This window comes from Halovalidus salilacus (genome assembly GCF_031852275.1).
Lineage (GTDB): Archaea > Halobacteriota > Halobacteria > Halobacteriales > Natrialbaceae > Halovalidus > Halovalidus salilacus.
Genome location: NZ_CP134700.1, coordinates 3,894,237 through 3,915,897, shown reverse-complemented (window position 1 = coordinate 3,915,897; position 21,661 = coordinate 3,894,237). Strand labels below are relative to the sequence as shown.

Here is a 21,661-nt window from a genome sequence, read left to right as displayed (position 1 = left end):
CGCCGACGAACTGACCGCCGACGAACTGACCGCCGACGAACGGCCGATCGTCGGTTTCGCACCCCCTATCGAGCCGCCGAAAACCGCCTCTCGAGAGCGAACGTTCGGCACACACTTGTATCGGCCGCTAATAGAAAGCCGATAGACAGAGATGGTAGACATCGCGACGGTCGGGACGTTCCTCGTAGCCTCGGCCGCGAGCTTCTTTATGGCCTGGGCGATCGGCGCCGGTTCGAGCGGGTCGACGCCGTTCGCGCCGGCGGTCGGCGCGAACGCGATCTCGGTGATGCGCGCCGGATTCCTCGTCGGCCTGTTCGGATTCGCGGGGGCGGTGTTGCAGGGGGCGAACGTCTCCGAGGCCGTCGGCCGGGAGCTGATCGGCGGGGTGACGCTGTCTCCGATCGCCGCCACGCTGGCGCTGTCGATCGCGGCCGCGCTGGTCGCAATCGGCGTCTTCACCGGGTATCCCATCGCGACGGCGTTCACGGCGACCGGCGCGGTGATCGGCGTCGGCCTCGCGATGGGCGGCGATCCGGCGTGGGCCAAGTACCGGGAGATCACCGCGCTGTGGATCCTGACGCCGTTCGTCGGCGGCGGCATCGCCTACGTCATCGCCCGAATCCTCCGGGGGGAATCCATCTCGGAGTCGTCCGTGCTGGTGGCGCTGGCGGCGGTCGTCGGCGCGGTGGTCGCGAACATCGAGTTCGCCGTCCTCGGCCCGCCGGACGGCGGCGCGTCGCTCGCCCAGGCCGCCGCGGGGTACGTCCCCCTCTCGAGCGGCGTCGGCGTCCCGCTCGCGACGGTCGGAATGATGATTCTGTGGGCGGCTCCGACGGCGCTCGGCGTTCGGAACGACCCGGATCGCGCCCAGCGGCGCTTCCTGCTGGTGATGGGCGGGCTGGTCGCCTTCTCCGCGGGCGGGAGCCAGGTCGGGCTCGCGATCGGGCCGCTGATCCCGCTCTCGGGCGACGTCGGCGTCCCGCTGCTCGCACTCCTCGTCGGCGGAGGGTTCGGCCTCCTCGCGGGATCGTGGACCGGCGCGCCGCGGATGATCAAGGCGATCGCGCAGGACTACTCCTCGCTCGGGCCGCGCCGATCCATCTCCGCCCTCATTCCCTCGTTCGCCATCGCCCAGACCGCGGTCCTCTTCGGGATTCCCGTCTCGTTCAACGAGATCATCGTCAGCTCGATCATCGGGAGCGGCTACGCCGCGTCCGGTTCCGGCGGCGGCGTCAGCGCCAGCAAGATGGGCTACACGGTCCTCGCGTGGGTGCTCTCGCTCGCCGGATCGATCGTCGTCTCCTACGCCGGCTTCCGCGTCGTCTCCGCGTTCCTCTGAGCGGGCGTGAGCGAACATCGAACGGTCTTTACCGCGAGCGCCGTCAGTTCGACCATGGCAACGACCGATTCCGAACCGATCCAGTGGCGACGGGACGCCTCGACCTCCCGGAGCGTCCGCCTCCTGTGGTCGCTCGGCGTCGGGACGTTCTTCGCCGCGATCACCATCGTCGTTTTCTGGCGGCTGTACGACATGGCGCGGGTGACCGTCGGACTCGCCGGGCAGGGAATCCTGGTCGCCGTCGTCGGTGCGATCGTCGTGACGATCCTCGCCGTCGCCGCCCTCGGCCGTCCCGAGCGGACCGCCGCGCGGCTCCTGGGCCCGCTCCCGATCGACCCTCCCGAGGGCCGACGCCTCGAGCGGGCGATCGACGCCGCGCTCGGCGCCGTGGCGATGGCCAGCGTGATGGTCGCCCTGATGGCGATCGGCCGGTACGTCTCCCAGCACGACCTCCTCGCGGTCGGCGCCGGACCGTTCACCGGCCTCACCGCGCTGTTCATCCCGCTCGCGCTCGTCGCGCTCGTGCTCTCGTCGTTCCTCCGGTCGGTCGGCACCCTCGACCGGGAGGAGCGGCGGATCTACCTCCACCAACCCGACGAGGTCGTCGACCTCGACCTCATCGAGGACGTCTCGATCAGCCGCGTCGGCGACGCGGCGGTCCTGAAACTCGAGTACGCCCAGCCCGACGGCCAGTACGTCCCCGGACCGCGGCGGCTGGTGGTCCCGCCGGCGGTCGCCCGCGAAATCGCAGGGATCGTCCGATCGACCTGACCCGACGCTCGAGGGGGTGGCGTTCGCCGGAAGAATAGTCCGCGTGCGAGCCGCTGCGGGCCGCGATCACTGCGGCTCCGCTTCGTCCTCCGGCTCCGCCGGCTGCTCGGTTTCGAGCTTGTGGAGCCGGGCTTTCATGATCCGCGTGTTCTCGACGTCCTCGACGGTGATGCGGACGTGGTCGTAGGTGATCTCCTCGCCCTCCTCGACGAGGCGTCCCGCGCGGTTGAAGATGAAGCCCGCGATGGTCTCGAACTCCTCGCCCTCGGGCAACTCGATCTCGAGGGCCTCGTTGACGTCCTCGATGTTGACCTCGCCGCGGACGAGCACGGTCCGGTCGTCGACCTCCTCGATCGGCTGCTCCTCGCCGCCCTCTAAGATCTCGCCGACGATCTCCTCGATCATGTCCTCCATCGTCACCAGCCCCTCGGTGGTGCCGAACTCGTCGATGACGATCGCCATGTGCATCCGGTTTTCCCGCATCTCCGCGAGCAACTCGTCGACGTTCTTCGACTCGGGGACGTGCAGCGTCGGCTGGATGAGATCCTCGATCTCGAGCTCCTCGCTCTCGCCGTAGTTGAGATCGCGCACGAGGTCACGGATGTGGACGACGCCGAGGACGTTGTCGAGGCTACCCTCGTAGACGGGGATGCGAGCGTGACCGCTCTGGATACAGGTCTCGATCGCCTCGTCGATCCCGGCGTCTTTCGGGACGGCTGTCATGTCCAGTCGCGGCGTCATGACCTCCTTGACGATCGTGTTGTTGAACCTGAAGATGCGCTGGAGCATCTCGTGTTCTTCCTCCTCCAGGACGCCCTCGCGCTCGCCGGATTCGATCATCTCCTGGATCTCGTCGCGGGTGACGTACGGGGCCTCGATCGCGCCCGTCGTCCCCGTGATCCGGTTGACCTGCCTAGTGAGGTAATCGAAGAGGACGACGAGCGGGTAAATCATCAACTCGGTCGCCTTGAGGGGCTTCGCGACCTTGATCGACCACGATTCGGTGTTCTCGACGGCGTAGGACTTGGGCGCGCTCTCACCGAACAGCAGGACGATGGCGGTGATGCCGAAGGTCGCGAGCACGACGCCGACCAGCCCGCCGAAGTGCATCGACAGGACGGCGGTCGCGATCGACGACGACGCGAGGTTGACGATGTTGTTCCCGACGAGGATCGTGACCAGCAGGCGGTGAGGATCCTGCTTGAGCGACTTCACCCGCTCGGCACCCGGTACCCCCTCCTCGACCAGTCCCTCGACGCGGTGTTTCGGCAGCGAGAACAACGCGATCTCGGAGGAGGAGAAGAACGCGGAGAACGCGATGAGAACGGCTACCGCGATCGCGCCGAGCGCCGTGATCGTCGTCTCGTCGAACCGGAACCCCACGACGGGGACCTCGTACGCGGCCAGGACGACATCGAAGAGCGGAGAATGCGCCATTGACTTGCTGGCCATTATCACCGAGTCGATTAACCGTTTTCTCTTTTCAGGTGAGGAGACCACACCGGCGACGACACGTTTACACGCTCGTTTCCCGAACGGGCGCACATGTCAGACGCATCCGGCACGAGCGAGACGGTCGACGCGGCCGACGCGGCCGAGACGGACGCGCCGATCACCTTCTACCGCCTCCAGGCCTGTCCGTACTGCGAACGCGTCGCGCGTCGACTCCGCGAGTACGACCTCGAGTACCGCTCGCGGTTCGTCGAACCGCTGCACTCCCGGCGCAACGCCGTCAAGCGCGTCGCCGGCGTGCGAGCCGTCCCGGTCGTCGTCGACGAGACCACCGGCGTGACGATGGCCGAGAGCGCGAACATCGTCGACTACCTCGAGTCGACCTACGGTGACGGCGCCGACGTCGAAACCGACGGCGGGACCGCTCGAGACGACGGAGGTGACGACTGATGCCCGAGTTCGACGTCGTCGAACTCGGGCCCGCCGACCACCCCGAACCGGGCGACGAGGCGCCCGATTTCACCCGCCCGGTCGTCAACGACGAGTACTGGGAGGACGCCTCGCTGTCGGACCTCGCGGCCGAGACCGACGGCGACGAACCGGTCGTCCTCGTCTTCACGCCGATGCTCGGCTCGTTCCCCGCCCAGTACGTCTGGGACGAACTGACCGAGCGGGGGTGGGACGAGCGCGCGACCCTCGTGAGCGTCACCATCTCGACGCCCTACGACGTCGCGCGCTACCTCCGCGAGCGTTCGTACCCGATGGTGGGCGTCAGCGACCCGGCGAACGAAATCGCCGAGGACTACGGCATCGTCCACGACCTCGACGGGATGGCCGGCATCGCCGAGCCCCGCCCGGCTATCTTCGCCGTCGACGACGACCTGACCGTCGAGGTCGCCTGGGTCGCCACCGAGTGGCCCGAGTTCCCGCCGTACGACGACCTCGAGGAAGCGCTCGGATTCGACTGATCGGGCCGAGCGCTCGTCCTGGTCCGTCGACCCCCCGACGATCCCGAGACGGAGCGGACGGCGAACGCGGTATCCTTTTGCCCCCGACGGCCCGAGTGTCGAGCGATTCCGATGTCCACCGACGAACTCGAGCGCGCGGCCGAGGCCATCCGGGACGGCGACCTCGTGGTCTACCCCACCGAAACCGTCTACGGACTCGGGGCGGACGCCCTCGATCCCGAGGCGGTCGAGCGCGTCTTCGAGGCGAAGGGACGGGACCGATCGAAACCGGTCTCGCTCGGCGTCCCGCGCTTCGAAACCGCACTCGATCGGGGGTACGTCCGCGCGAGCGAGCGCGAGCGGCGGTTCGCCGAAGCCTTTCTTCCGGGACCGGTCACCCTCCTCTGTGAACGCACGGACGCGGTACCGGACGTCCTCGTCGCCGCCCGCGACCGCGTCGGCGTTCGCGTCCCGGACTGCGAACCGGCGCTCGAGTTGCTCGAGCGGGCCGATCGGCCGATCACCGCGACGAGCGCGAACGAGAGCGGCCGGCCGAGCGTGCGGGAGGTCGGCGACCTCGCGGACCACGAATCCGTCCGGGAAGCGGTGGCGGTCGTCGTCGACGGCGGTCGAACGGCGGGGACCGAGAGCACGGTCGTCGACGTCTCGACGGAGAGGATCCACCGGCGGGGGGCGCTGGCCGACGAGATCGAGGCGTGGCTGGACGGACGCTGATCGCCCGAGCGCTCGCGGTGCGAAGCGTGGTCAGCCCAGGCCGAGCAGCGACCGCAGCGTCCGCGTCCGGACGCCGCACGTATCCGCGTACTCGCAGGCCTCGCACTTCGACCGGTTCGCGATCCGGGGCGGCGGCCCGTCGAGTTCCCGGACGGTCCTGAGCGCGCGCCGATACTCGGCTTTCCGGCGCGTCGTGAGGTCGATCCGGCGGATCACGCCGTAGGCGGGGTACTCGAGGACCGCCGTCTCGACGGACGTCTTACGCTCCCACGCGAGGGCCTTCGCCGCGGCGACGGCGTGAACCGACTGCGGCGCCCAGACGCCCCGATCGGGCGGCTCCCCGGCCGAGACGAGCGACGGCTCGAGCGGCTCCTCGAGCACCTTGTGGACGACCCCGCGGGCGTGACGACCGCTGGCGAGGACGTTTCGGTCGGCGGGCCGTCGAACGGCGTTCCAGCGGCCGATCCGCTCGAGGCGGTCCCGGGTTCGGGCGAGCGCCTCGCGGTAGCGGGCGGGCTCGAGGGCGATCGGTTCGGACGCGAGGGCGTCGTCGCTCGACTGGAGCAGCCGCTCGTAGTCGGTCGAGAGGGCGCGAATCCGGTCGACCCCCGGCGGCGGCTCCCGGTCGTGGTCGTCGCGCGTACGGTCGTAGTAACACTTCCGCGGACAGTAGGCGGCGGTCCGGAGGTCGGCGAAGGTGACTGTCACGGGCGGTCTGGCCGCCCCCTGGCGTATAAACCCTCGCGAAAATCCGAATCAGAAGTCGACGTTCGTCTCCATCCCCTCGGTGGCGTCCTCGAGGCCGTCCTCGCGGACGTCGGTGGCCATCCGCTCGGAGAGGGCCGAATCCGCGAGGACGGTGTCGAGCTCGTCGCGGTAGCGGTCGTTGGCCGCGCGAGACTCCTCCTTCGCGGCCGCGACGCGGCGGTACCGGCGGATCCGCTCCTCGCCGACGTCGTACTCGTCGGCGAGGGTGGCGTCGTCCTCGTTTCGGTCGCGGATCGCGACGAGGTCCACCTCGTCGGCGTCGTCGTCGCTCACGAGGTGCAGCGACATGCGGGCTTCGAAGACGTCCTCCTCGGCGACGTCGAGGTCCTCGGCGAGGTCGGCGTCGCTCTCGCCCTCGTAGAACCCCTTCGCCACCGCGACCAGTTCGTCGTCGGACAGCGGCGTCTCGAAGTCGTACCGCTCGCGCATGCGTGCGATGACTCGAACGACGCGCTCCTCGACGGAGCGCTCGTCCTGCTCGAGGGAACCGCGGGTGTTCTCCTGAGACTCGGTGACCGTCTCCTCGCCGTCGGTGACGCTGGTGAAGATGTCGCGAAGCTCCTCGGTTTTCTCGTTCATGGATGGACACTGGCGACGGGCGGCTATTTAAGCCTGTTGCCAGATAGCGTTGAGACGATCGGCGCCGACGAGGGAGTAAATTAGAAACCTCAAGGAAATTTCACGGAGACGGCGTCGGGTCGAGTTCGAGACGGTGTAACAAGAATTAAGTTCCACTGCCGCACCTGATAGAACATGAACGTTGTCGCACAGGCGGATGGGGTCCATCGGGAGACGTACCTGGGGGTCGGAAGCCTCGGGAAGGTCCTGTTTTACTTCCTCGTGGCGATCACCCTGGCCGTGTTCTTCTACGGGTTGTATCAGCGGTTCGGCCGGTACGCCCGGGCCGAGGAGGACGCGTTCTCCCGCCTCGACGACCTCTCGAGTCGAATCACGAGCGCGGCGAAGATCGTCCTCTCGAACGAGAAGCAGTTCAACCGGGATCTCTACGGCGGTCTGATGCACTCGTTTATCCTCTGGGGATTCCTCTCGCTGTTCATCGCGACGTCGATCCTCGCGTTCGACGAGTACGCCTACCAGCTCGTGCTCGGACAGGAATCCTTCTGGGAGGGCGACTTCTACCTGGCCTACTCGTTCATGGCCGACGCGATGGGGCTGCTGTTCGTCGTCGGTGTCGGGATGGCGATCTACCGGCGCTACTGGGTCCGTAACCACCGCCTCTGGGGTCGACACACCTCGAACGAGGACGACATCTTCATCTGGACGCTCTTCCTGCTCGGCGTCGGCGGCTTCGTCCTCGAGGGGCTTCGGATCCTCGTCGAGGGCTACCCCGAGTACGAGGTCGTCAGCTTCGTCGGCTACGGCACCGCGATGGCGTTCGAGGCGATCGGCGTCGCGCCCGAGGTCGGAACCACGGCGACCCTCCACTCGGCGGCCTGGTGGGCCCACTCGCTGCTCGCGCTCTTTTTCATCGCGTGGATCCCCTACGCCAAGCCGTTCCACATGATCTCCTCCTTCGCGAACGTCGTCACCCGCGACGAGAAGGCCGGGCAGCGCCTCCCCGGCGTTCCCGCGGACCTCGACGCCACGAACGCCGAGTCCGTCGACGACTTCAGCTGGAAGGAGCTCCTCGACCAGGACGCCTGCACCAAGTGCGGCCGCTGCTCGGGCGTCTGCCCCGCGAAGGCCTCCGACCGGCCGCTCGACCCGCGCAACGTCATCCTCGACCTCAAGCGCTACCGCGAGGAACTCGATGCCGGCGGCGAGGAGAAGCCGATCATCGCCGACGGCGGCACTTCGGTGATCGACACCGCGACGATGGAGTCCTGCATGGCCTGCATGGCCTGCATGGACGCCTGTCCCGTCGAGATCGAGCACCTCAAGTCGTTCACCAAGCTCAACCGGCAGATGACCGACCAGGGCGACATCGCCCCGAGCATGCAGGAGGTCTTCCAGAACGTGATGCAAAACGGCAACACGTTCGGCGACAGCCCGCGCAACCGCGCTGACTGGACCGAAGAGCTCGAGTTCGACGTCGATGACGCCCGCGAGGAGGAGGTCGAGTACCTCTGGTACGTCGGCGACTTCCCGAGCTACGACGAGCGCAACAAGCAGGTCGCCCGCTCGCTGGCGACCATCCTCAAGGAGGCCGACGTCAGCTTCGGCATCCTCTTCGAGGACGAGAAGTACGACGGCAACGACATCCGCCGCGTCGGCGAGGAGTTCCTCTACATCGAACTCGCCGGCCACCACGTCGAGTCCTTCGAGGCCTGCGACTTCGAGAAGATCATCTGCACCGACCCCCACTCGTACAACACGTTCGAGAACGAGTACCCGGAGGTCGACTTCGAGGAGTTCGCCGACGACCCGATCATGCCGTTCGAGTACGACGAACACTGGAACGAAGACGGCGAAATCGAGGTCTACCACTGGACCGAGGCCATCGAGGAGCTCGTCACCGAGGGTACACTCGACCTCTCGGGCACCGAACTCGACTACACGGTCACCTACCACGACCCGTGCCACCTCGGCCGGTACAACGACGTCTACGAGGCCCCGCGCGAACTCATCAAAGCCACGGGCTGCTCGCTCGAGGAGATGCCGCGCAACCGCGCCAACTCCTTCTGCTGCGGCGGCGGTGGCGGCGGCCTCTGGATGGACTTCGAGGAGGACCCCAAGCCCAGCGAGGAGCGCATCCGCGAGGCGCTCGAGGACACCGACGCCGGCTCTGCGGTCGAGAAGTTCGTCGTCGCCTGTCCGATGTGCATGACGATGTACGAGGACGGCCGCAAGACCGGCGGCTACGAGGACGAGATCGAGATCGTCGACGTCGCCGAACTCATCGTCGAGGCGATCGGAAAGCAGGAGGAGGCGAACCTCGAGGTCGCGGCGGACTGAACCGGTGTAGTCGGGAGGAGCGCTTTTTCGAGGGGCGGACGAGACGGCCGACGATTTCACCGACCGGTGAAGCGGTCGGTTCGGTGTTCGCGCACCGAACCCTACTCACGTAGGAATAGCGCCCACTCTTCCGCGACGTATCGGTAGTCGTGTATGTCACGACAGAGCGGCACGGAGTGGGAGTTTCGCGTCGACGGCGACGTCATCGTCGGCGAATTTCCCGAGGAAACGGAACTGAGCGGCACCGAGAGCGACGCGATGGTGGAGCGATTCACCGAACTGCTCGAGCGGCCGAACACGGACGCGCACGTGTCGGTGCTGCGATCGACCGAGCCTTACTCGAAGGAGGGACAGGAGAACCTCCGCCAGTCCGCGCTGGCGAGCGTCGAACGCGGCGTCGACCGGTGGGCCGTCGTCGCGGAGGGGACGAAGCGGCTCACGATGAAAACGAACGTCGACGTCGACGGCCTCGACGTCGAGACGTTCGGCCTCGAGGAGAAGGCGGAGGCGATCGAGTGGGCTCGCCGCGAGTAGACGTCCGGCGACGGACGGATTCGAGCGAGCGTCGGGTTCGGACCGCCGGCTACGGGATCAGCTGTTCCCCGTCGTCGTCGTAGATCGTGATCGCGTCGACGGGGCAGGTCCGGGCGGCGAACTTCGCGTCGAGTTCGGCGTCCTCGGGCACTTCGCGCACGAAGATGCCGTCTTCGACCTCCTCGCTGTCGTTGAGGACGGCCTTCCCCGCGGACTTATCCTTCTCGAACTCGCTCCACTCGGCGACGCACTGGTACATCCCGATGCAGGTGTCTCTGTCGAACTCCACCTTCATGGCCGACGATTCGGCCGTTGTGGGTAAATCCTTGACGGGACTCCCCGACCGCGGTCGCGCGGCGGGCTGTGCGCCGGCGAGCGGACGGCGGAGTCCACCAGCAGTACTACGGACGAGGAGGTGGTACCGACCCGCTCGCACGATGGTGAAACGATGACGGTCGACTCGACGGAGACAATCGGCGTCTCGTTCGCCCGGATCGATCCCGACGAGGCGGCGTTGCACCGCCTCGATCCCCCGAACGACCACTGCTGCACGGTCTCCCAGGAACTCCTCGAGCGCGCCGACCTCGACGTGGGCCAGCAACTCAGGATCGGTCGCGCCGACGAGCGTCGGGTCGAAATCCGCGAGGAGGAGCGCTCGGACGCGTTCCGGGACGCGATCTACACCGTCGCCGGCGCACACGCCCGTCCGGATCGAGCGGACCTGCGGCTCACCGACGGCGGACTCGAGCGGATCGGCATCGCCGACCCGGCGGCCGCGCGGGGGTTCGTCCGTCCGCTCGCGGTTCACCCGTCGTACGACTCCCCGGAGGCCGCGAAGCGCCACGACGAGTTCGTCGAGTTCCTCGTGAACGGTGACGACGCCGTGGAGTCGAGCGATTCGGCCCGCACCCTCGTCGTCGCCCCCCACGGCGGCTACGTCGAGTACGGAACCGACCGGCAGGCCGCTGCCGTCGCGACGCGCCTCGACGCGCTCGCGTGGGTCTGCGCCGGCTTCAGCGACGGCGGCGCGTTCGACCGCTGGCACGTCACCTCGACGGCGATCCACCCCCGATCGTTTCCCGCCCTACAACGGATACTCGAGGCGGGCGCCGACCGCAATCGACCGTTCAACCGGGCGCTCGCCCTCCACGGCTACGGCGGGGACGAGACGCTCGTCGGCGGGACGAGCGACGCGTCGACGCGGGCGGCCGTTGCCGAGGCGATCGAAGCCCGGATTCCCGCCCACCGGGTTCGAGCTCGGGGGATCCCCCCGGAGTACGACGGCACCGCGCCCGAGAACGTCCTCAATCGACTCGCGCCCGAGGGGCGGACGATCCAACTCGAGCAGCCGAAGGCGGTGCGAACCGACGAGGAAAGCCGGGAGGCGATCGTCGACGCCGTCTGCGAGGTGTTCGGTGAGCGCCTCGAGCGGTGATCGAAGCGGCGTCGGTCCTCGACGGACGCCATTCGGCACCGAATGTCGGGAAAGCGTCATCACCGTCGGCGGTATCGAAGAGCGTATGGCGAACCGAGGGCCGGCCTCCGCGGCGGACGCGCTCGGACGGGCGGTGTACGACTACCTGCGCGAGGACGCGGAGGCGGGAGCGCTCACGTACCGCGACGGAGCCGGCGTGCGCGACGGTCGCGTTCGCGACTTCTACTTCTCCCCGCCCGATGAGTGGCCGACCGGGATCCGGGAGGCGCTCGAGCGGCTCGCGAGCGACGAACGAGCGTGCGGGTGATGCCTACTACGTCGCGGTGCTTTCGACCGAGCGGAACTGAGGGTGGTCGCCGCCTCGTCCGAGTTATCGGGTGTACAGCTCGAGGAACGCGGCGACCGCCTCGCCGCTCCCCGCGACGATGACGTCGTCGTCCGGCTCGATCACGAACTCTGGACCCACGTCGACGAGCAGTTCGCCTTCGCGCTCGACGGCGACGACGGTACAGCCCGTTCGCGCGCGAACGTCGGCCTCGCCCAGGCTCCGGCCCGTCAGTGCGGTCGCCCGCGTCCGAACCAACTCGAACTGCGTCAGGGGCGTCAGCACGTCCTCGCCCTCGATCAGCAGCGAGGCGAGCATCCGACCGGTGACCGTCGACAGCGACACCACGTAATCGGCGCCCGCGTTGTACAGTTTCCAGACGTTCTCCGGCTCGTTCGCCCGGGCGATGATCTCGACGTCCGGCGCGACCGCCTCGAGCACGAGCGTCGCGAACACCGTCGTCGTGTCGTCGTCGAGCGCGAGCACCACGGACCGAGCGTTCTCGACGTCCGCGGCCCCGAGCGTCTCGGCGTCGGTGACGTCGCCCACCAGATCGACGCCCTCGAGGTCGCGTTCGTCGACTATATCGACGGGGATCGACTCGGACTCGAGCGACTCGGCGACGGTTCGACCGACGACGCCGTAGCCGCAGACGACGACGCGCTCCGGGACGGGGGCGTCCCCCCGCGGATGGATCGTCCGCGTCTTCAGCGCCTCGAGGACCTCGTGTCGGCCCGCCACGACGAGGATGGAGTTCTCGTCGAGGATCGTGTCCCGATCGGGCGCGGGAACGAAGTCGCCGTGGATCCACGCCCCGATTACCGTGGGGCCGGCCCCGCCGAGTCCCGCCTCCGCGAGGGTCCGCCCGGCGAGGTCGCTGTCCGGGTGGATCACGAGTTCGGTCACCTCGAAGTCGGTCGCGACCTCGGTGACCTCCTCGAGGCGCTCGGAGAAGGAGGTCCGCGCCTTCGTGGCCAGGCTCTCGCCCAGCACCCGCCGGGGTCTGACGACGTGGTCGGCGCCGGCGTACTGGTGGTAGACGGTCACGTCCTCGTCCTCGACGACGCTCAGGACGTCGAGGTCCGGATCGAGCTGTTTCGCCGCCAGGATCACGACGGGGTTCTCCTCGTCGCCGACGTCGGCGACGACCGCGCGCGCGTCGGCGACGTTCGCCTCCTCGAGCGTCTCGATCTCGGACGGGTCGCCGGGGATCGCGTCGACGTCCTCCCTCAGGAGGTCGAACACCAGCTCCCGATCCGGATCGACGAACAGCGTCTCGACGCCGGCGGCCTCCAGTTCCGTCCGCAACGCCTCGCCCCGCGGGGTGTACGAACAGACGACGACGTGGTCGGAGCGGTCGCCGACGTCCGGCGGTCGCCCCCGAACCGCCTGCTGGAGGAGGGGAACGAGAAACACCGGGACGGCGAGGAACATCAGGACGACGCCGGTGACGTTCATGAGGATGACGAACAGACTCATCGCCGGGCCCCACGGCGCGTGGCCGCCGAACCCGGCCGTCGTGATCACCTCGAGGACCACCTGCAGCGCCTGCACGTACGAAACCGACTCGCCCTCGAACGTCGCCATCCCGGCCGCGTAGAGGGCGGCGTAGACGAGGACGATCAGCAGGACCGAGACGATCGCGCCGACGATGCGTCGCGTCCAGTAGTTCACTGGTCGAAGGTTTGAGGCCGAGACCAAGGGGATTTCGGTCGTTTCGGCGGATCGAACGTGAACGGCGCCGCGGCGGAAGGCGGACGCGACACTTTAAACCGCGGGAGGCCCCAACGGCAGGTAATGAACGTCGAGGAGCTGTCGGGGCTCCCGCCCGGTGCCGCCTCGCACTTCCAGGACCAGGGGATCGAGGAGCTCTACCCGCCCCAGGCCGAGGCCGTCGAGGCCGGCGCGACCGACGGCGGGAACCTCGTCGCCGCCGTCCCCACCGCCAGCGGGAAGACCATGATCGCCGCTCTCGCGATGCTGTCGGCGGTCCAGCGCGGCGGGAAGGCGCTGTACATCGTCCCCCTGCGCGCGCTCGCGAGCGAGAAGAAGGCCGAGTTCGAGGAGTACGAAGCGTTCGGCGTGACGACGGGCGTCACGACGGGCAACTACGAGTCCACGAGCGACTGGCTCGCCACCAAGGACATCGTCGTCGCCACCAGCGAGAAGGTCGACTCGCTGGTGCGCAACGGCGCCGACTGGCTCTCCGAACTCACCTGCGTCGTCAGCGACGAGGTCCACCTCATCGACGACCGGAACCGGGGGCCCACGCTCGAGGTGACCCTCGCGAAACTCCGGAAGCTCAACCCGCAACTGCAGGTCGTCGCCCTCTCCGCGACGGTCGGCAACGCCGGCGAGATCGCCGACTGGCTCGACGCCTCGCTCGTCGACACGGACTGGCGGCCGATCGACCTCCGGATGGGCGTCCACTACGGCAACGCGCTCAACTTCGACGACGGCTCCACGAGGGAGGTTCCCGTCGAGGGGAACGAGAAGCAGGAGGCCGCCCTCGTGGGCGACATTCTGGAGGAGGGCGGCTCCTCGCTCGTCTTCGTCAACTCCCGCCGGAACGCGGAAGCGGCGGCGCGGCGGCTCTCGGCCGTCTCAACCCGTGAGCTGACCGACGAGGAGCGGGCGTCTCTCGCCGAGTTGGCCGAAGAGATCCGGGACGTGAGCGACACCGAGACCAGCGAGGACCTGGCCGATTGCGTCGAACGCGGCGCGGCGTTCCACCACGCCGGCCTCTCGAGCGAGCACCGATCGATGGTCGAGGACGCCTTCCGCGAGCGCCTCCTGAAGGTGATCTCGGCCACGCCCACGCTCGCCGCCGGGGTCAACACCCCCGCCCGCCGAGTCGTCGTCCGCGACTGGCGGCGGTTCGACCCGAGCGCGGGCGGGATGGCCCCCCTGAACGTCCTCGAGGTCCACCAGATGATGGGGCGCGCGGGGCGACCGGGCCTCGACCCCTACGGCGAGGCCGTCCTGCTCGCGAAGAGCCACGACGAGAGCCAGGAGCTGTTCGATCGGTACGTCTGGGCTGACCCCGAGCCCGTCCGGTCGAAACTGGCGGCCGAACCCGCCCTGCGGACCCACGTCCTCGCCACCATCGCCTCCGGCTTCGCCCGGACCCGGAAGGGGCTCCTCGAGTTCCTCGAGGAGACGCTGTACGCGAGCCAGTCGACCGAAGCGGGCCGGCTCGAGCGGGTGACCGACGACGTGTTGCACTACCTCGAGGCGAACGACTTCGTCGAGCGCGAGGGCGGCGGTAACGGCTCGAGCGAGGGCGAGGAGTCCGAGTCGGCATCGGCCGTCGACGGCTTCGTCTCGGCGGCCGACCTCGGCTCCAGCTCCGGGTCCGGCGGCGAGGACGTCGAACTCTCCGCAACGAGCCTCGGCCACACCGTCTCCCGGCTCTACCTCGACCCGATGAGCGCCGCCGAGATCGTCCACGGGCTCGAGTCGGCCGACGAACGCCCGAGCGCGCTCGGGCTGTACCAGCTCGTCTCGCGCACGCCCGACATGTACGAACTCTACCTCCGTTCGGGCGACGACGAGACGTACGCCGAACTGTTCTACGAGCGCGGGGACGAACTGCTGGGCGACGCGCCGAGCGAGTACGAGGACGGCCGGTTCGAGGACTGGCTCGCCGCGCTGAAGACCGGAAAGCTGCTCGAGGACTGGGCGAACGAGGACGACGAGGGCGCGCTCACCGATCGGTACAAGATCGGCCCGGGTGACCTCCGCGGGAAGGTCGACACCGCCGAGTGGCTGCTCGGGGCGGCCGAATCGCTCGCCGCGGAGATCGGCAGCGAGTGGACCGTCGCCGTCCGCGAGGCCCGCACCCGCGTCGAACACGGCGTGAGCGAGGAGTTGCTCGAACTCGTCTCGATCCGCGGCGTCGGCCGCAAACGGGCCCGACAGCTCCACGAGGTCGGCCTCGAGACGCCCGCCGACCTGCGGGAGGCCGACAAGGGCGTCGTTCTCGGCGCGCTGAAGGGGGAGAAGACCGCCGAGACGATCCTCGAGAACGCCGGACACGAGGATCCGTCGATGGAAGGCGTCGAACCGCGGACGCCGTCGGGAGCGAGTGCGGATACGACCGGTGCCGACTCGAGCGACGACCGCGCGGGTACCGGGTCGGCCGACCCGACGAGCGAGGAGTCCGACGAGAGCCAGGCGAGCCTGGGTGATTTCTGATGCGGCTGCTCGAGTGCGATCTCGAGATCGAGGACCTGGACTCGTTCGTCGCCGACCTCGGCGAGATCGGCGACCGCCACGGAACGACGGTGCAGGCGTTCGACGCCCGCTACGTCGTCGGCCCGCGCCACCTCGAGCGGGCCGTCGAGTTCGCCGACCGCGCGATCGAGCGCGGGGAGAACGTCGCTCGCGACCGCGCGGTCGAGATCCTGCTGTACGCCGCCGGGCGCCGACAGATCGATCGGGCGCTCGAGATGGGCGTCGGCGAGGGCGAGGGTCGCGCGGTCGTCCTCCTCGACGGCGGCGACGAGGCGGCGGCGCTCGAGGGACTCGAATCGAACCCCGCCTTCGCGACGGTCGAGACGTTCACGGGCGGTGACGACGCCGGCGACGAGGAGACGCTCGAGGCGTTTTTCGAGATCACCGACGCCGAGCGCGCGACGACCGACGCCGACCTAGAGGACCTCGTCTGCGAGCGCGTCGCCCTGCTCGAGGTCGAAAAGTAACGGCGACCGAGGGCGTCGCCGGACGTCGCCCGGATCTCAGTCGCCGGCGGTGCCACTCCCCTCGAGGCGGTGTTCCCTGGCCTCGCGGAGTCCGTCGCAGATACCACCCTGGCCGGACATGTTGACCGTCGCGAGTCGACCGCGGCGGTGGACGAGGTCGAACGACTCGGGGTCGATCGGTTCGCCCTCCGGCGTCCGGAAGAGGACGTCGTCCGAATCCGAGACGACGACGGTCTCCCGGGCTGTCTCGAGGTACCGATCGATCGGGTCGGCGGGCACCGAGACGGCGAACGAGCGGTCCCGGAGGAAGATCGCGTATACCGCCTCGTCACAACCTTCGCGTTCGACGCGCTCGAGGTCGCGCGGGCGGAGGTCGACGATCGTGTCCGGGTCGATCCCCGCCTCGAGGAGCGTCTCGACGGCGTCGTACTGGCGGGCGACGCGGGCCTTCTCGTCGAGTTCCGCGCGGACGGCCTCGACGTCGCCGTCGGCGTCCGGGAACGCCTCCGCGAACGACAGCCGTTCGTTCACGCCGCGGTTGATCTCGGCCTCGTGCATGTGCTCGCGCAAGGTGATCTCCGCCTCGTCGACGCTCGGCAGCGACTCGACCTCGTCGCGGGCGTCGACGGCCATCATCCACGCGAACGCCGGCGAGCACCAGGCGGTCGGGAGGGTGATCGCGACCTCGACGCGATCGCCGTCGATCCAGATCCGGTCGACGTACTCGAGGGCGACGATCGACCGATCGAGTTCGGGGTCGGTGACGCGGTCGAGTCGCTCGGTGACGGACGCTTCGGTCGTCTCGGTGGCATCGCCGGCGGCGCGGGCGGCGTTCGAATCGGTCATGGATTCAGTCGTCGGCCGCCGCTGGTTGCTCGCTCGCGTAGTGGTCCCCGAGGTCGAACCGCTCGCTGATCTCGTCCTCCTGGAACGCCCGTCGCTTCTCCTCGAGGTCGATGTCGTAGAGCTCCGCGGCGTTCTCGCCCATCACCTTCTTCTTCGTCTCGAGGTCCCACTCGACGCCGTACTCCGCGCGGTGTTCCTCGGTGAGTTCGGCCTCCATCACGGCCTCGACGAGCCAGTCGGGGTTCCAGAGCGCGTAGTCCGAGCCGAAGAGGATGCGATCCTCGCCGAGCCACCACAGCAACTCGGACATGATCTCCGAGAACTTGCCCGGCCGGTTCTGGGCGAACGGCGCGGCGACCGCGAGGCCGCCGTAGACGTTGTTCTCCTGGGCGGCGATCCAGCAGAAGTCGTCGAGTCGCGGGAGACCGACGTGCTCGACGACGAAGTTGAGTTCGGGGAACGACGAGGCGGCGTCGTCGACGTCCGCGACGTCGAACGCGTCGCGATTGAGCGGGCGGATCGTCGGCCCCTTGTGCGCGTGGATGTTCTCGATACCGAGGTCCGAACACTTCTGGAGGAACTCGAAGGCCTCCTCGTCGTCGAGGCGCCACCCCTTCGAGTCGTCTCGCCACTCGGCGGTGTAGAGTTTGACGCCGGGGACGTCGTACGTCTCGTGGAGGTGCTCGAGGTACTCGAGGCCCTCCTCACCGTCGCGCGGGTCGAACGAGCCGTTGAGGATGAACCGCTCCGGATACTCGGTCGCCAGTTCGGCGTTCTGCTCTGTGGTGTTGAACCCTTCGACGTAGAAGTCGGTGAGGTACGTCGGCTGGAAGACCGCCATATCCGTGGCGGCGTTCCCGAACAAGTCCTCGATCATCCGGTCGGGGCCGTACTTCCGGTACTCGTCCATGCTCCACTCGCGCTCTTCCGGCGTGAACGTCGTGTGGTAGTCGTAGAAACACTGGATGAACTCCTCCCCGCCCTGGTGGTCGATGTTCTCCTCCGTGGCGTCCCACAGGTGGACGTGCGCGTCGACGACGAACACGTCCTCACCGTTGTGCTGATACATCCCATAATGTACATCGATACCACCTACCATGATCCTTTTTCAGAGTTTCACGAATTGCCACTCCAATTACCGAACCGGGAGGATGAATACGGTACGATCAGCCGTCCAGTTTCGATTTCGCGCATTGATACGTTGGGCGAACGTTTTCGTCCGTCGGAGAGTAGTGTCCCACGCTATCATGGAAGCAGCCAGGCTCCACGAGTACACCGACGAAATGAGCGAGGCGCTCGAGATCGACGAGATCGACCGTCCGGAGATCGACCGATCGGACGGCGTCCTCGTCGAGGTCGAGGGCGCGGGGTGGTGCCAGACGGACAACCACATCATCGAGGGGATGTGGACCGACTACGCGCCGCAGGACCTGCCGATGACCCTCGGCCACGAGAACGCCGGAATCGTCGCCGAGGTCGGCGACGAGGTGACGCTGGTCGAGGAGGGGCATCCGGTGATCTGCCACCCCGTCCAGACCTGCGGCATCTGCCGACCCTGTCGGCTCGGCGAGGACATGTACTGCGAGAACAGCCAGTTCAACGGCCTCACCACCGACGGCGGCTTCGCCGAGTACCTCCTGACCAACGAGCGGGCGGTGATCCCGCTGCCCGAGGGCGTCGATCCGACCGATATCGCACCCCACGCCGACGCCGGAATTACGGCCTACCACGCCGCGAAGAAGGCGGTCCGGGAGCTCAATCCGGGCGACGCGTGCGTCGTCATCGGAATCGGCGGACTCGGCCACATCGGCCTCCAGTGTCTCGAGGCGATGAGCGCCGCCGACGTCGTCGCCGTCGACGTCAAGGACGAAGCGCTCGAGTTGGCCGAGGACCTCGGCGCGACCCGCACGATCAACGCCGCCGAGGAAGACCTCGCCTCGGTCGTCGCGGACCTGACCGACGACGTGGGCGCCCAGCAGGTGCTCGACTTCGTCGGCGCCGACGAGACGACGGCGACCGCCCCCGACGTCGTGGCCGCCGGCGGGGACCACCACGTGATCGGCTACGGCGGGCACATCCACGAACCCTGCCAGGCGCTCGTGAACGGCGAATTTTCGTTCAAGGGAACGCTCGTCGGCCGGTACGCCGAACTCCAGGAACTCGTCGCGCTCGTCGACCGCGGCGACGTCGAACTGCGAACCGAGCGCCACGACCTGGACGAGATCAACGAGGTCGCAGAACGGCTCGAGCACAACGAGATCGAGGGGCGGGCGGTTATCCTCCCGCCCTGAGCCGTCTCGTGCGGGCGGCGATGCGGTCGAGGCGGCCAACCCGGGGCCCGACCCCCGATCCGCCGGGCGTCGAGGTGGTCCGACGCCACGCTCTTGTACCCGACCGTCGAACCTCGCCGTCAATGGCCACGCTCGAGGATCCGCTTCGTATCGGCGGCGTCGAACTCCCGAATCGTCTCTACCGCGCGCCGCTGCTCGAGTGCGCCGGGAACGGCCCGGACGCCGTCGACGCGCTGATCGACGACCTCGAGCCCGCAGCCGAATCGGGGGTCGGACTCGTCTGCCAGGGCGCCACCATCGTCCGCGGCGAGGGCGGTTGTGCCGCGCCGGGGATGACCCGCGTCCACGACCCCGGGTTCGTCTCGCGGCTGTCGCGGCTGACCGACCGGATCCACGACCACGGGAGTCGGATCTTCGTGCAACTCGAACACGGCGGGCTTCGGAGCATGGAGACCTGGCACGCGGAGTACCGGGCGGAGCACTCGGACCTCGAGCAACTCGCCGTCTCGCGGCCGCCGTGGCAGTTGCGGCTGCTCGATCGCCTCGGATTTCTGCAGTACGACCCGCACGTCCTCTCGACCGACGAGGTGTACGACCTCGCCGCGGATTTCGGCCGCTCTGCGGCGTACGCCGTCGGCGCCGACTACGACGGGATCCACCTCTCGGGGGCCAACATGGGGATCGTTCAACAGTTCCTCTCGCCCTTCTACAACCGACGGGGCGACGAGTTCGGTGGCTCACCGGAGGCACGCCTCGAGTTCCTCGCGCTGGTCCACGACGAGATCCGCGACCGGGCGGGCGACGTCCCGCTGATGACCAAAGTCCCGGCCGAAACGCCCGCGCCCCCGTCGCCGATCGTCCGCCGGAAGCTCTCGCTCGAGGACGGAGTGGAGATCGCCCGCCGACTCGAGCGAATCGGCTACGACGCGGTCGTTCCCGTCCGAACCTCGGTCGTCTGGGACATGAGCATCGTCCGCGGGGAGTACCCCGAGCGGGCGTGGTCGAACGAGGCCCTCCAGGCGGGCTACGAAGCGGCCTTTGGCGGCCCGCTGCGGAAGCGACTCGTCGCGCTCGGAAACCGACTCGAGTCGCTGCGGTACGACTTCGAACCCGCCTGGAACGAGGAGTTCTGCCGGCGGGTGCGAGAGGCCGTCTCGATCCCCGTCCTCGCCGAGGGCGGGATCCGCGAGCGGGCGCAGATGGACCGGTTACTGGGCGCCGACTCGAGCACCGAACCGTCCTGCGACGCGGTCGGTATGGCCCGCCCGTTCTACGCCGAGCCGAAACTCGGAGCGCGCCTGCTCCGGGGCGGAAGCGACGGCAGGGCTGCGGGCGAGGAGAGCGACGAGACGCGAGCGCTCTGTGAGAGCTGTAACAACTGCACCGTCCCGCAGGTGACCGGCGCACCCGGCATCTGTCGGACGCCGAGCGTGCTGCGAAGGCGCGGCGAACTCGAGCGAGCGGGGGCGTACGAAGTCGATTCCGACGCCGAAATCGGCGGTGGACCGTAGGCCGCTCGAGATCTTACCGTCAGTCGCCGGCCCGGTATCGACTGACGGAAGACCCCTTCGTTTCGGGTGGAGATCGACTGGCACGGCCGTGGTGAGTCTCGAGATGATCCAAAGGAATCGGAGGGAGTAGTCCCGGCTGGATTCGAACCAGCGTCCTAGCCTCCAGAGGGCTAGATGATTGGCCACTACACCACGGGACTGCTCGCTTTGCGCGCTGCATTCGACGGGAAGGGGTCGCGACATTAAATCCTATCGTTTTCCAATCCGGCCGCTGGCGGCCGATAGTGCTCGATTCGATGGCAATTCGCACACAGCAGTTCGCACTTCGCCATCTCGGTACGGACGTCGCGCAGCGGCCGGCCGTCGGAGAGGAGTCGGGCGACGGTCGTCTGCTTCTCTCCCTCGACGTGATGGAACTCGAGGCAGGCCGGGTCACGAACGTCGCATCTGGCGCACCCGTCCAACGCCAGTTTGCGTTCCCACACCCACCACCGTCGGGACTGGGTTCGCTTTGGCGGAGTGAAGTGGCGGCGCCGGTGACAGTTGGCACACAGAATCGTACACTTCTCGATCTCCTCGCGGAGGGCTTCCCTCCCGTGACCGTACGTGACCATTCGGCCGACGGCCATCGTCTTCTCCTGGGGAGTCTCGTGGTGGAAGTCCAGACGGGCGGCGGTGTCATTCCCGCAACTCGCACACCCGGCGTCGCGTTTTCGTTCGTTAAGCCACCGGCGGAGTCGAGCGCGTCGTCGTAGCGTCCGCTCTGCGTTCCACTCGGCGTTCCGATAGTGCCACCGCTGGTCGACCGTGAGTTCCTCCCAGTCGAGTTCGGGCGGGAGCTCGACGTCGGGCGGCTTCGGTTCGACGCGCGATCCGGTCGACGGGGCCGTCTCGAGACCCGCGCGCGCTTTCGCCTCGTTCCACCCGCCCACGTTTCGAATGATCGTCGCCGAGGCCGGTCGCAGCGCCAGCTCCTCGTACTGGGCTTTCGTCGGCGACTCCCCGAGTCGCCGGGCGGCCTCCCGCAACGCCTCGAGGCACTCCGTTTCCGTGGTCACACCGGCGTTAGCCGCGCTCTCCTATATAAA

Annotated in this window: 21 protein-coding genes and 1 tRNA gene; 13 read left to right on the top strand and 9 right to left on the bottom strand. The window is 68.2% G+C overall.

All coding sequences use genetic code 11. The annotated features are described in order from the left end of the window. Positions 1-151: 151 nt before the first annotated feature. Together RJT68_RS19280 and RJT68_RS19275 are read left to right on the top strand one after the other, a co-directional pair. Complete coding sequence (locus RJT68_RS19280) at positions 152-1,339, top strand: inorganic phosphate transporter (RefSeq protein WP_407038144.1); 1,188 nt, start codon at positions 152-154, stop codon at positions 1,337-1,339. Positions 1,340-1,393: 54 nt separating this feature from the next. Further along, positions 1,394-2,110, top strand: coding sequence for a hypothetical protein (locus RJT68_RS19275; RefSeq protein ID WP_407038143.1), 717 nt, complete (start codon positions 1,394-1,396; stop codon positions 2,108-2,110). A gap of 66 nt (positions 2,111-2,176) precedes the next feature. Here RJT68_RS19275 and RJT68_RS19270 read toward each other — a convergent pair whose 3' ends face one another. Then, positions 2,177-3,547, bottom strand: a complete 1,371-nt coding sequence (locus tag RJT68_RS19270; protein WP_407038142.1) for a hemolysin family protein — start codon at positions 3,545-3,547, stop codon at positions 2,177-2,179. Between the two features lie 108 nt (positions 3,548-3,655). Between RJT68_RS19270 and RJT68_RS19265 the strand changes: the two genes are divergently transcribed. The 3 genes from RJT68_RS19265 (at position 3,656) to RJT68_RS19255 (ending at position 5,244) form a co-directional block, all read left to right on the top strand. After that, on the top strand, positions 3,656-4,012 hold the full coding sequence (locus RJT68_RS19265) for a glutathione S-transferase N-terminal domain-containing protein (RefSeq protein ID WP_407038141.1): 357 nt from the start codon (positions 3,656-3,658) through the stop codon (positions 4,010-4,012). After that, a complete protein-coding gene (locus RJT68_RS19260) occupies positions 4,012-4,530 on the top strand; it encodes a redoxin domain-containing protein (RefSeq protein WP_407038140.1) in 519 nt (172 codons plus the stop codon). Before RJT68_RS19265 ends, RJT68_RS19260 begins: the two co-directional genes overlap by 1 nt. Before the next feature lie 111 nt (positions 4,531-4,641). Continuing rightward, a complete protein-coding gene (locus RJT68_RS19255; RefSeq protein ID WP_407038139.1) occupies positions 4,642-5,244 on the top strand; it encodes an L-threonylcarbamoyladenylate synthase in 603 nt (200 codons plus the stop codon). Positions 5,245-5,274: 30 nt separating this feature from the next. Here RJT68_RS19255 and RJT68_RS19250 read toward each other — a convergent pair whose 3' ends face one another. Beyond that, a complete protein-coding gene (locus RJT68_RS19250) occupies positions 5,275-5,952 on the bottom strand; it encodes a CRISPR-associated protein Cas4 (RefSeq protein ID WP_407038138.1) in 678 nt (225 codons plus the stop codon). Positions 5,953-6,000: 48 nt separating this feature from the next. After that, complete coding sequence (locus tag RJT68_RS19245; protein ID WP_407038137.1) at positions 6,001-6,591, bottom strand: conditioned medium-induced protein 4; 591 nt, start codon at positions 6,589-6,591, stop codon at positions 6,001-6,003. Positions 6,592-6,765: 174 nt separating this feature from the next. Between RJT68_RS19245 and RJT68_RS19240 the strand changes: the two genes are divergently transcribed. Continuing rightward, positions 6,766-8,928 (top strand): (Fe-S)-binding protein, encoded by a 2,163-nt coding sequence (locus RJT68_RS19240; RefSeq protein WP_407038136.1) that lies wholly within the window; start codon positions 6,766-6,768, stop codon positions 8,926-8,928. Between the two features lie 153 nt (positions 8,929-9,081). Next, positions 9,082-9,462: a hypothetical protein gene (locus tag RJT68_RS19235; protein ID WP_407038135.1), complete on the top strand. Its 381-nt coding sequence runs from the start codon at positions 9,082-9,084 to the stop codon at positions 9,460-9,462. Between the two features lie 49 nt (positions 9,463-9,511). Here RJT68_RS19235 and RJT68_RS19230 read toward each other — a convergent pair whose 3' ends face one another. Then, positions 9,512-9,757: a ferredoxin gene (locus RJT68_RS19230; protein ID WP_407038134.1), complete on the bottom strand. Its 246-nt coding sequence runs from the start codon at positions 9,755-9,757 to the stop codon at positions 9,512-9,514. A gap of 153 nt (positions 9,758-9,910) precedes the next feature. On the opposite strand from RJT68_RS19230, the gene RJT68_RS19225 reads away from it, so the two are divergent. Continuing rightward, positions 9,911-10,897 (top strand): poly-gamma-glutamate hydrolase family protein, encoded by a 987-nt coding sequence (locus RJT68_RS19225; protein ID WP_407038133.1) that lies wholly within the window; start codon positions 9,911-9,913, stop codon positions 10,895-10,897. An 85-nt stretch (positions 10,898-10,982) separates the two neighbouring features. Next, positions 10,983-11,204 (top strand): hypothetical protein, encoded by a 222-nt coding sequence (locus tag RJT68_RS19220; protein ID WP_407038132.1) that lies wholly within the window; start codon positions 10,983-10,985, stop codon positions 11,202-11,204. A gap of 63 nt (positions 11,205-11,267) precedes the next feature. Here the strand turns inward: RJT68_RS19220 and RJT68_RS19215 are convergent, their stop codons facing one another. Continuing rightward, on the bottom strand, positions 11,268-12,896 hold the full coding sequence (locus RJT68_RS19215; protein WP_407038131.1) for a potassium channel family protein: 1,629 nt from the start codon (positions 12,894-12,896) through the stop codon (positions 11,268-11,270). A gap of 123 nt (positions 12,897-13,019) precedes the next feature. Here RJT68_RS19215 and RJT68_RS19210 point away from each other — a divergent pair, with 123 nt between their 5' ends. Further along, complete coding sequence (locus tag RJT68_RS19210) at positions 13,020-15,419, top strand: ATP-dependent DNA helicase (RefSeq protein WP_407038130.1); 2,400 nt, start codon at positions 13,020-13,022, stop codon at positions 15,417-15,419. Further along, positions 15,419-15,925, top strand: coding sequence for a KEOPS complex subunit Cgi121 (gene cgi121, locus RJT68_RS19205; RefSeq protein WP_407038129.1), 507 nt, complete (start codon positions 15,419-15,421; stop codon positions 15,923-15,925). Before RJT68_RS19210 ends, cgi121 begins: the two co-directional genes overlap by 1 nt. 36 nt (positions 15,926-15,961) lie before the next feature. Here cgi121 and RJT68_RS19200 read toward each other — a convergent pair whose 3' ends face one another. Next, positions 15,962-16,771 (bottom strand): iron-sulfur cluster assembly protein, encoded by an 810-nt coding sequence (locus RJT68_RS19200; protein WP_407038128.1) that lies wholly within the window; start codon positions 16,769-16,771, stop codon positions 15,962-15,964. Positions 16,772-16,775: 4 nt separating this feature from the next. After that, the gene (locus RJT68_RS19195; protein ID WP_407038127.1) at positions 16,776-17,840 is read right to left on the bottom strand and encodes an amidohydrolase family protein; all 1,065 of its coding nucleotides are present in this window, start codon (positions 17,838-17,840) and stop codon (positions 16,776-16,778) included. Between the two features lie 178 nt (positions 17,841-18,018). Between RJT68_RS19195 and RJT68_RS19190 the strand changes: the two genes are divergently transcribed. Together RJT68_RS19190 and RJT68_RS19185 are read left to right on the top strand one after the other, a co-directional pair. Next, entirely contained in the window at positions 18,019-19,062 is a 1,044-nt protein-coding gene (locus tag RJT68_RS19190; protein WP_407038126.1) for an NAD(P)-dependent alcohol dehydrogenase, read from the top strand. Between the two features lie 122 nt (positions 19,063-19,184). Beyond that, positions 19,185-20,573 (top strand): oxidoreductase, encoded by a 1,389-nt coding sequence (locus RJT68_RS19185; protein ID WP_407038125.1) that lies wholly within the window; start codon positions 19,185-19,187, stop codon positions 20,571-20,573. Positions 20,574-20,700: 127 nt separating this feature from the next. Here RJT68_RS19185 and RJT68_RS19180 read toward each other — a convergent pair. After that, positions 20,701-20,773, bottom strand: a tRNA-Gln gene (locus RJT68_RS19180). A 42-nt stretch (positions 20,774-20,815) separates the two neighbouring features. Further along, positions 20,816-21,631, bottom strand: a complete 816-nt coding sequence (locus RJT68_RS19175; RefSeq protein WP_407038124.1) for a homing endonuclease associated repeat-containing protein — start codon at positions 21,629-21,631, stop codon at positions 20,816-20,818. Between the last annotated feature and the right edge of the window lie 30 nt (positions 21,632-21,661).

Bases quoted from the DNA above. Each gene is read 5' to 3' on its own strand.
- RJT68_RS19280 (WP_407038144.1), top strand. From the start codon at position 152: ATGGTAGACATCGCGACGGTCGGGACGTTCCTCGTAGCCTCGGCCGCG.
- RJT68_RS19275 (WP_407038143.1), top strand. From the start codon at position 1,394: ATGGCAACGACCGATTCCGAACCGATCCAGTGGCGACGGGACGCCTCG.
- RJT68_RS19270 (WP_407038142.1), bottom strand. From the start codon at position 3,547: ATGGCGCATTCTCCGCTCTTCGATGTCGTCCTGGCCGCGTACGAGGTC.
- RJT68_RS19265 (WP_407038141.1), top strand. From the start codon at position 3,656: ATGTCAGACGCATCCGGCACGAGCGAGACGGTCGACGCGGCCGACGCG.
- RJT68_RS19260 (WP_407038140.1), top strand. From the start codon at position 4,012: ATGCCCGAGTTCGACGTCGTCGAACTCGGGCCCGCCGACCACCCCGAA.
- RJT68_RS19255 (WP_407038139.1), top strand. From the start codon at position 4,642: ATGTCCACCGACGAACTCGAGCGCGCGGCCGAGGCCATCCGGGACGGC.
- RJT68_RS19245 (WP_407038137.1), bottom strand. From the start codon at position 6,591: ATGAACGAGAAAACCGAGGAGCTTCGCGACATCTTCACCAGCGTCACC.
- RJT68_RS19240 (WP_407038136.1), top strand. From the start codon at position 6,766: ATGAACGTTGTCGCACAGGCGGATGGGGTCCATCGGGAGACGTACCTG.
- RJT68_RS19235 (WP_407038135.1), top strand. From the start codon at position 9,082: ATGTCACGACAGAGCGGCACGGAGTGGGAGTTTCGCGTCGACGGCGAC.
- RJT68_RS19230 (WP_407038134.1), bottom strand. From the start codon at position 9,757: ATGAAGGTGGAGTTCGACAGAGACACCTGCATCGGGATGTACCAGTGC.
- RJT68_RS19225 (WP_407038133.1), top strand. From the start codon at position 9,911: ATGACGGTCGACTCGACGGAGACAATCGGCGTCTCGTTCGCCCGGATC.
- RJT68_RS19220 (WP_407038132.1), top strand. From the start codon at position 10,983: ATGGCGAACCGAGGGCCGGCCTCCGCGGCGGACGCGCTCGGACGGGCG.
- RJT68_RS19210 (WP_407038130.1), top strand. From the start codon at position 13,020: ATGAACGTCGAGGAGCTGTCGGGGCTCCCGCCCGGTGCCGCCTCGCAC.
- cgi121 (WP_407038129.1), top strand. From the start codon at position 15,419: ATGCGGCTGCTCGAGTGCGATCTCGAGATCGAGGACCTGGACTCGTTC.
- RJT68_RS19200 (WP_407038128.1), bottom strand. From the start codon at position 16,771: ATGACCGATTCGAACGCCGCCCGCGCCGCCGGCGATGCCACCGAGACG.
- RJT68_RS19195 (WP_407038127.1), bottom strand. From the start codon at position 17,840: ATGTATCAGCACAACGGTGAGGACGTGTTCGTCGTCGACGCGCACGTC.
- RJT68_RS19190 (WP_407038126.1), top strand. From the start codon at position 18,019: ATGGAAGCAGCCAGGCTCCACGAGTACACCGACGAAATGAGCGAGGCG.
- RJT68_RS19185 (WP_407038125.1), top strand. From the start codon at position 19,185: ATGGCCACGCTCGAGGATCCGCTTCGTATCGGCGGCGTCGAACTCCCG.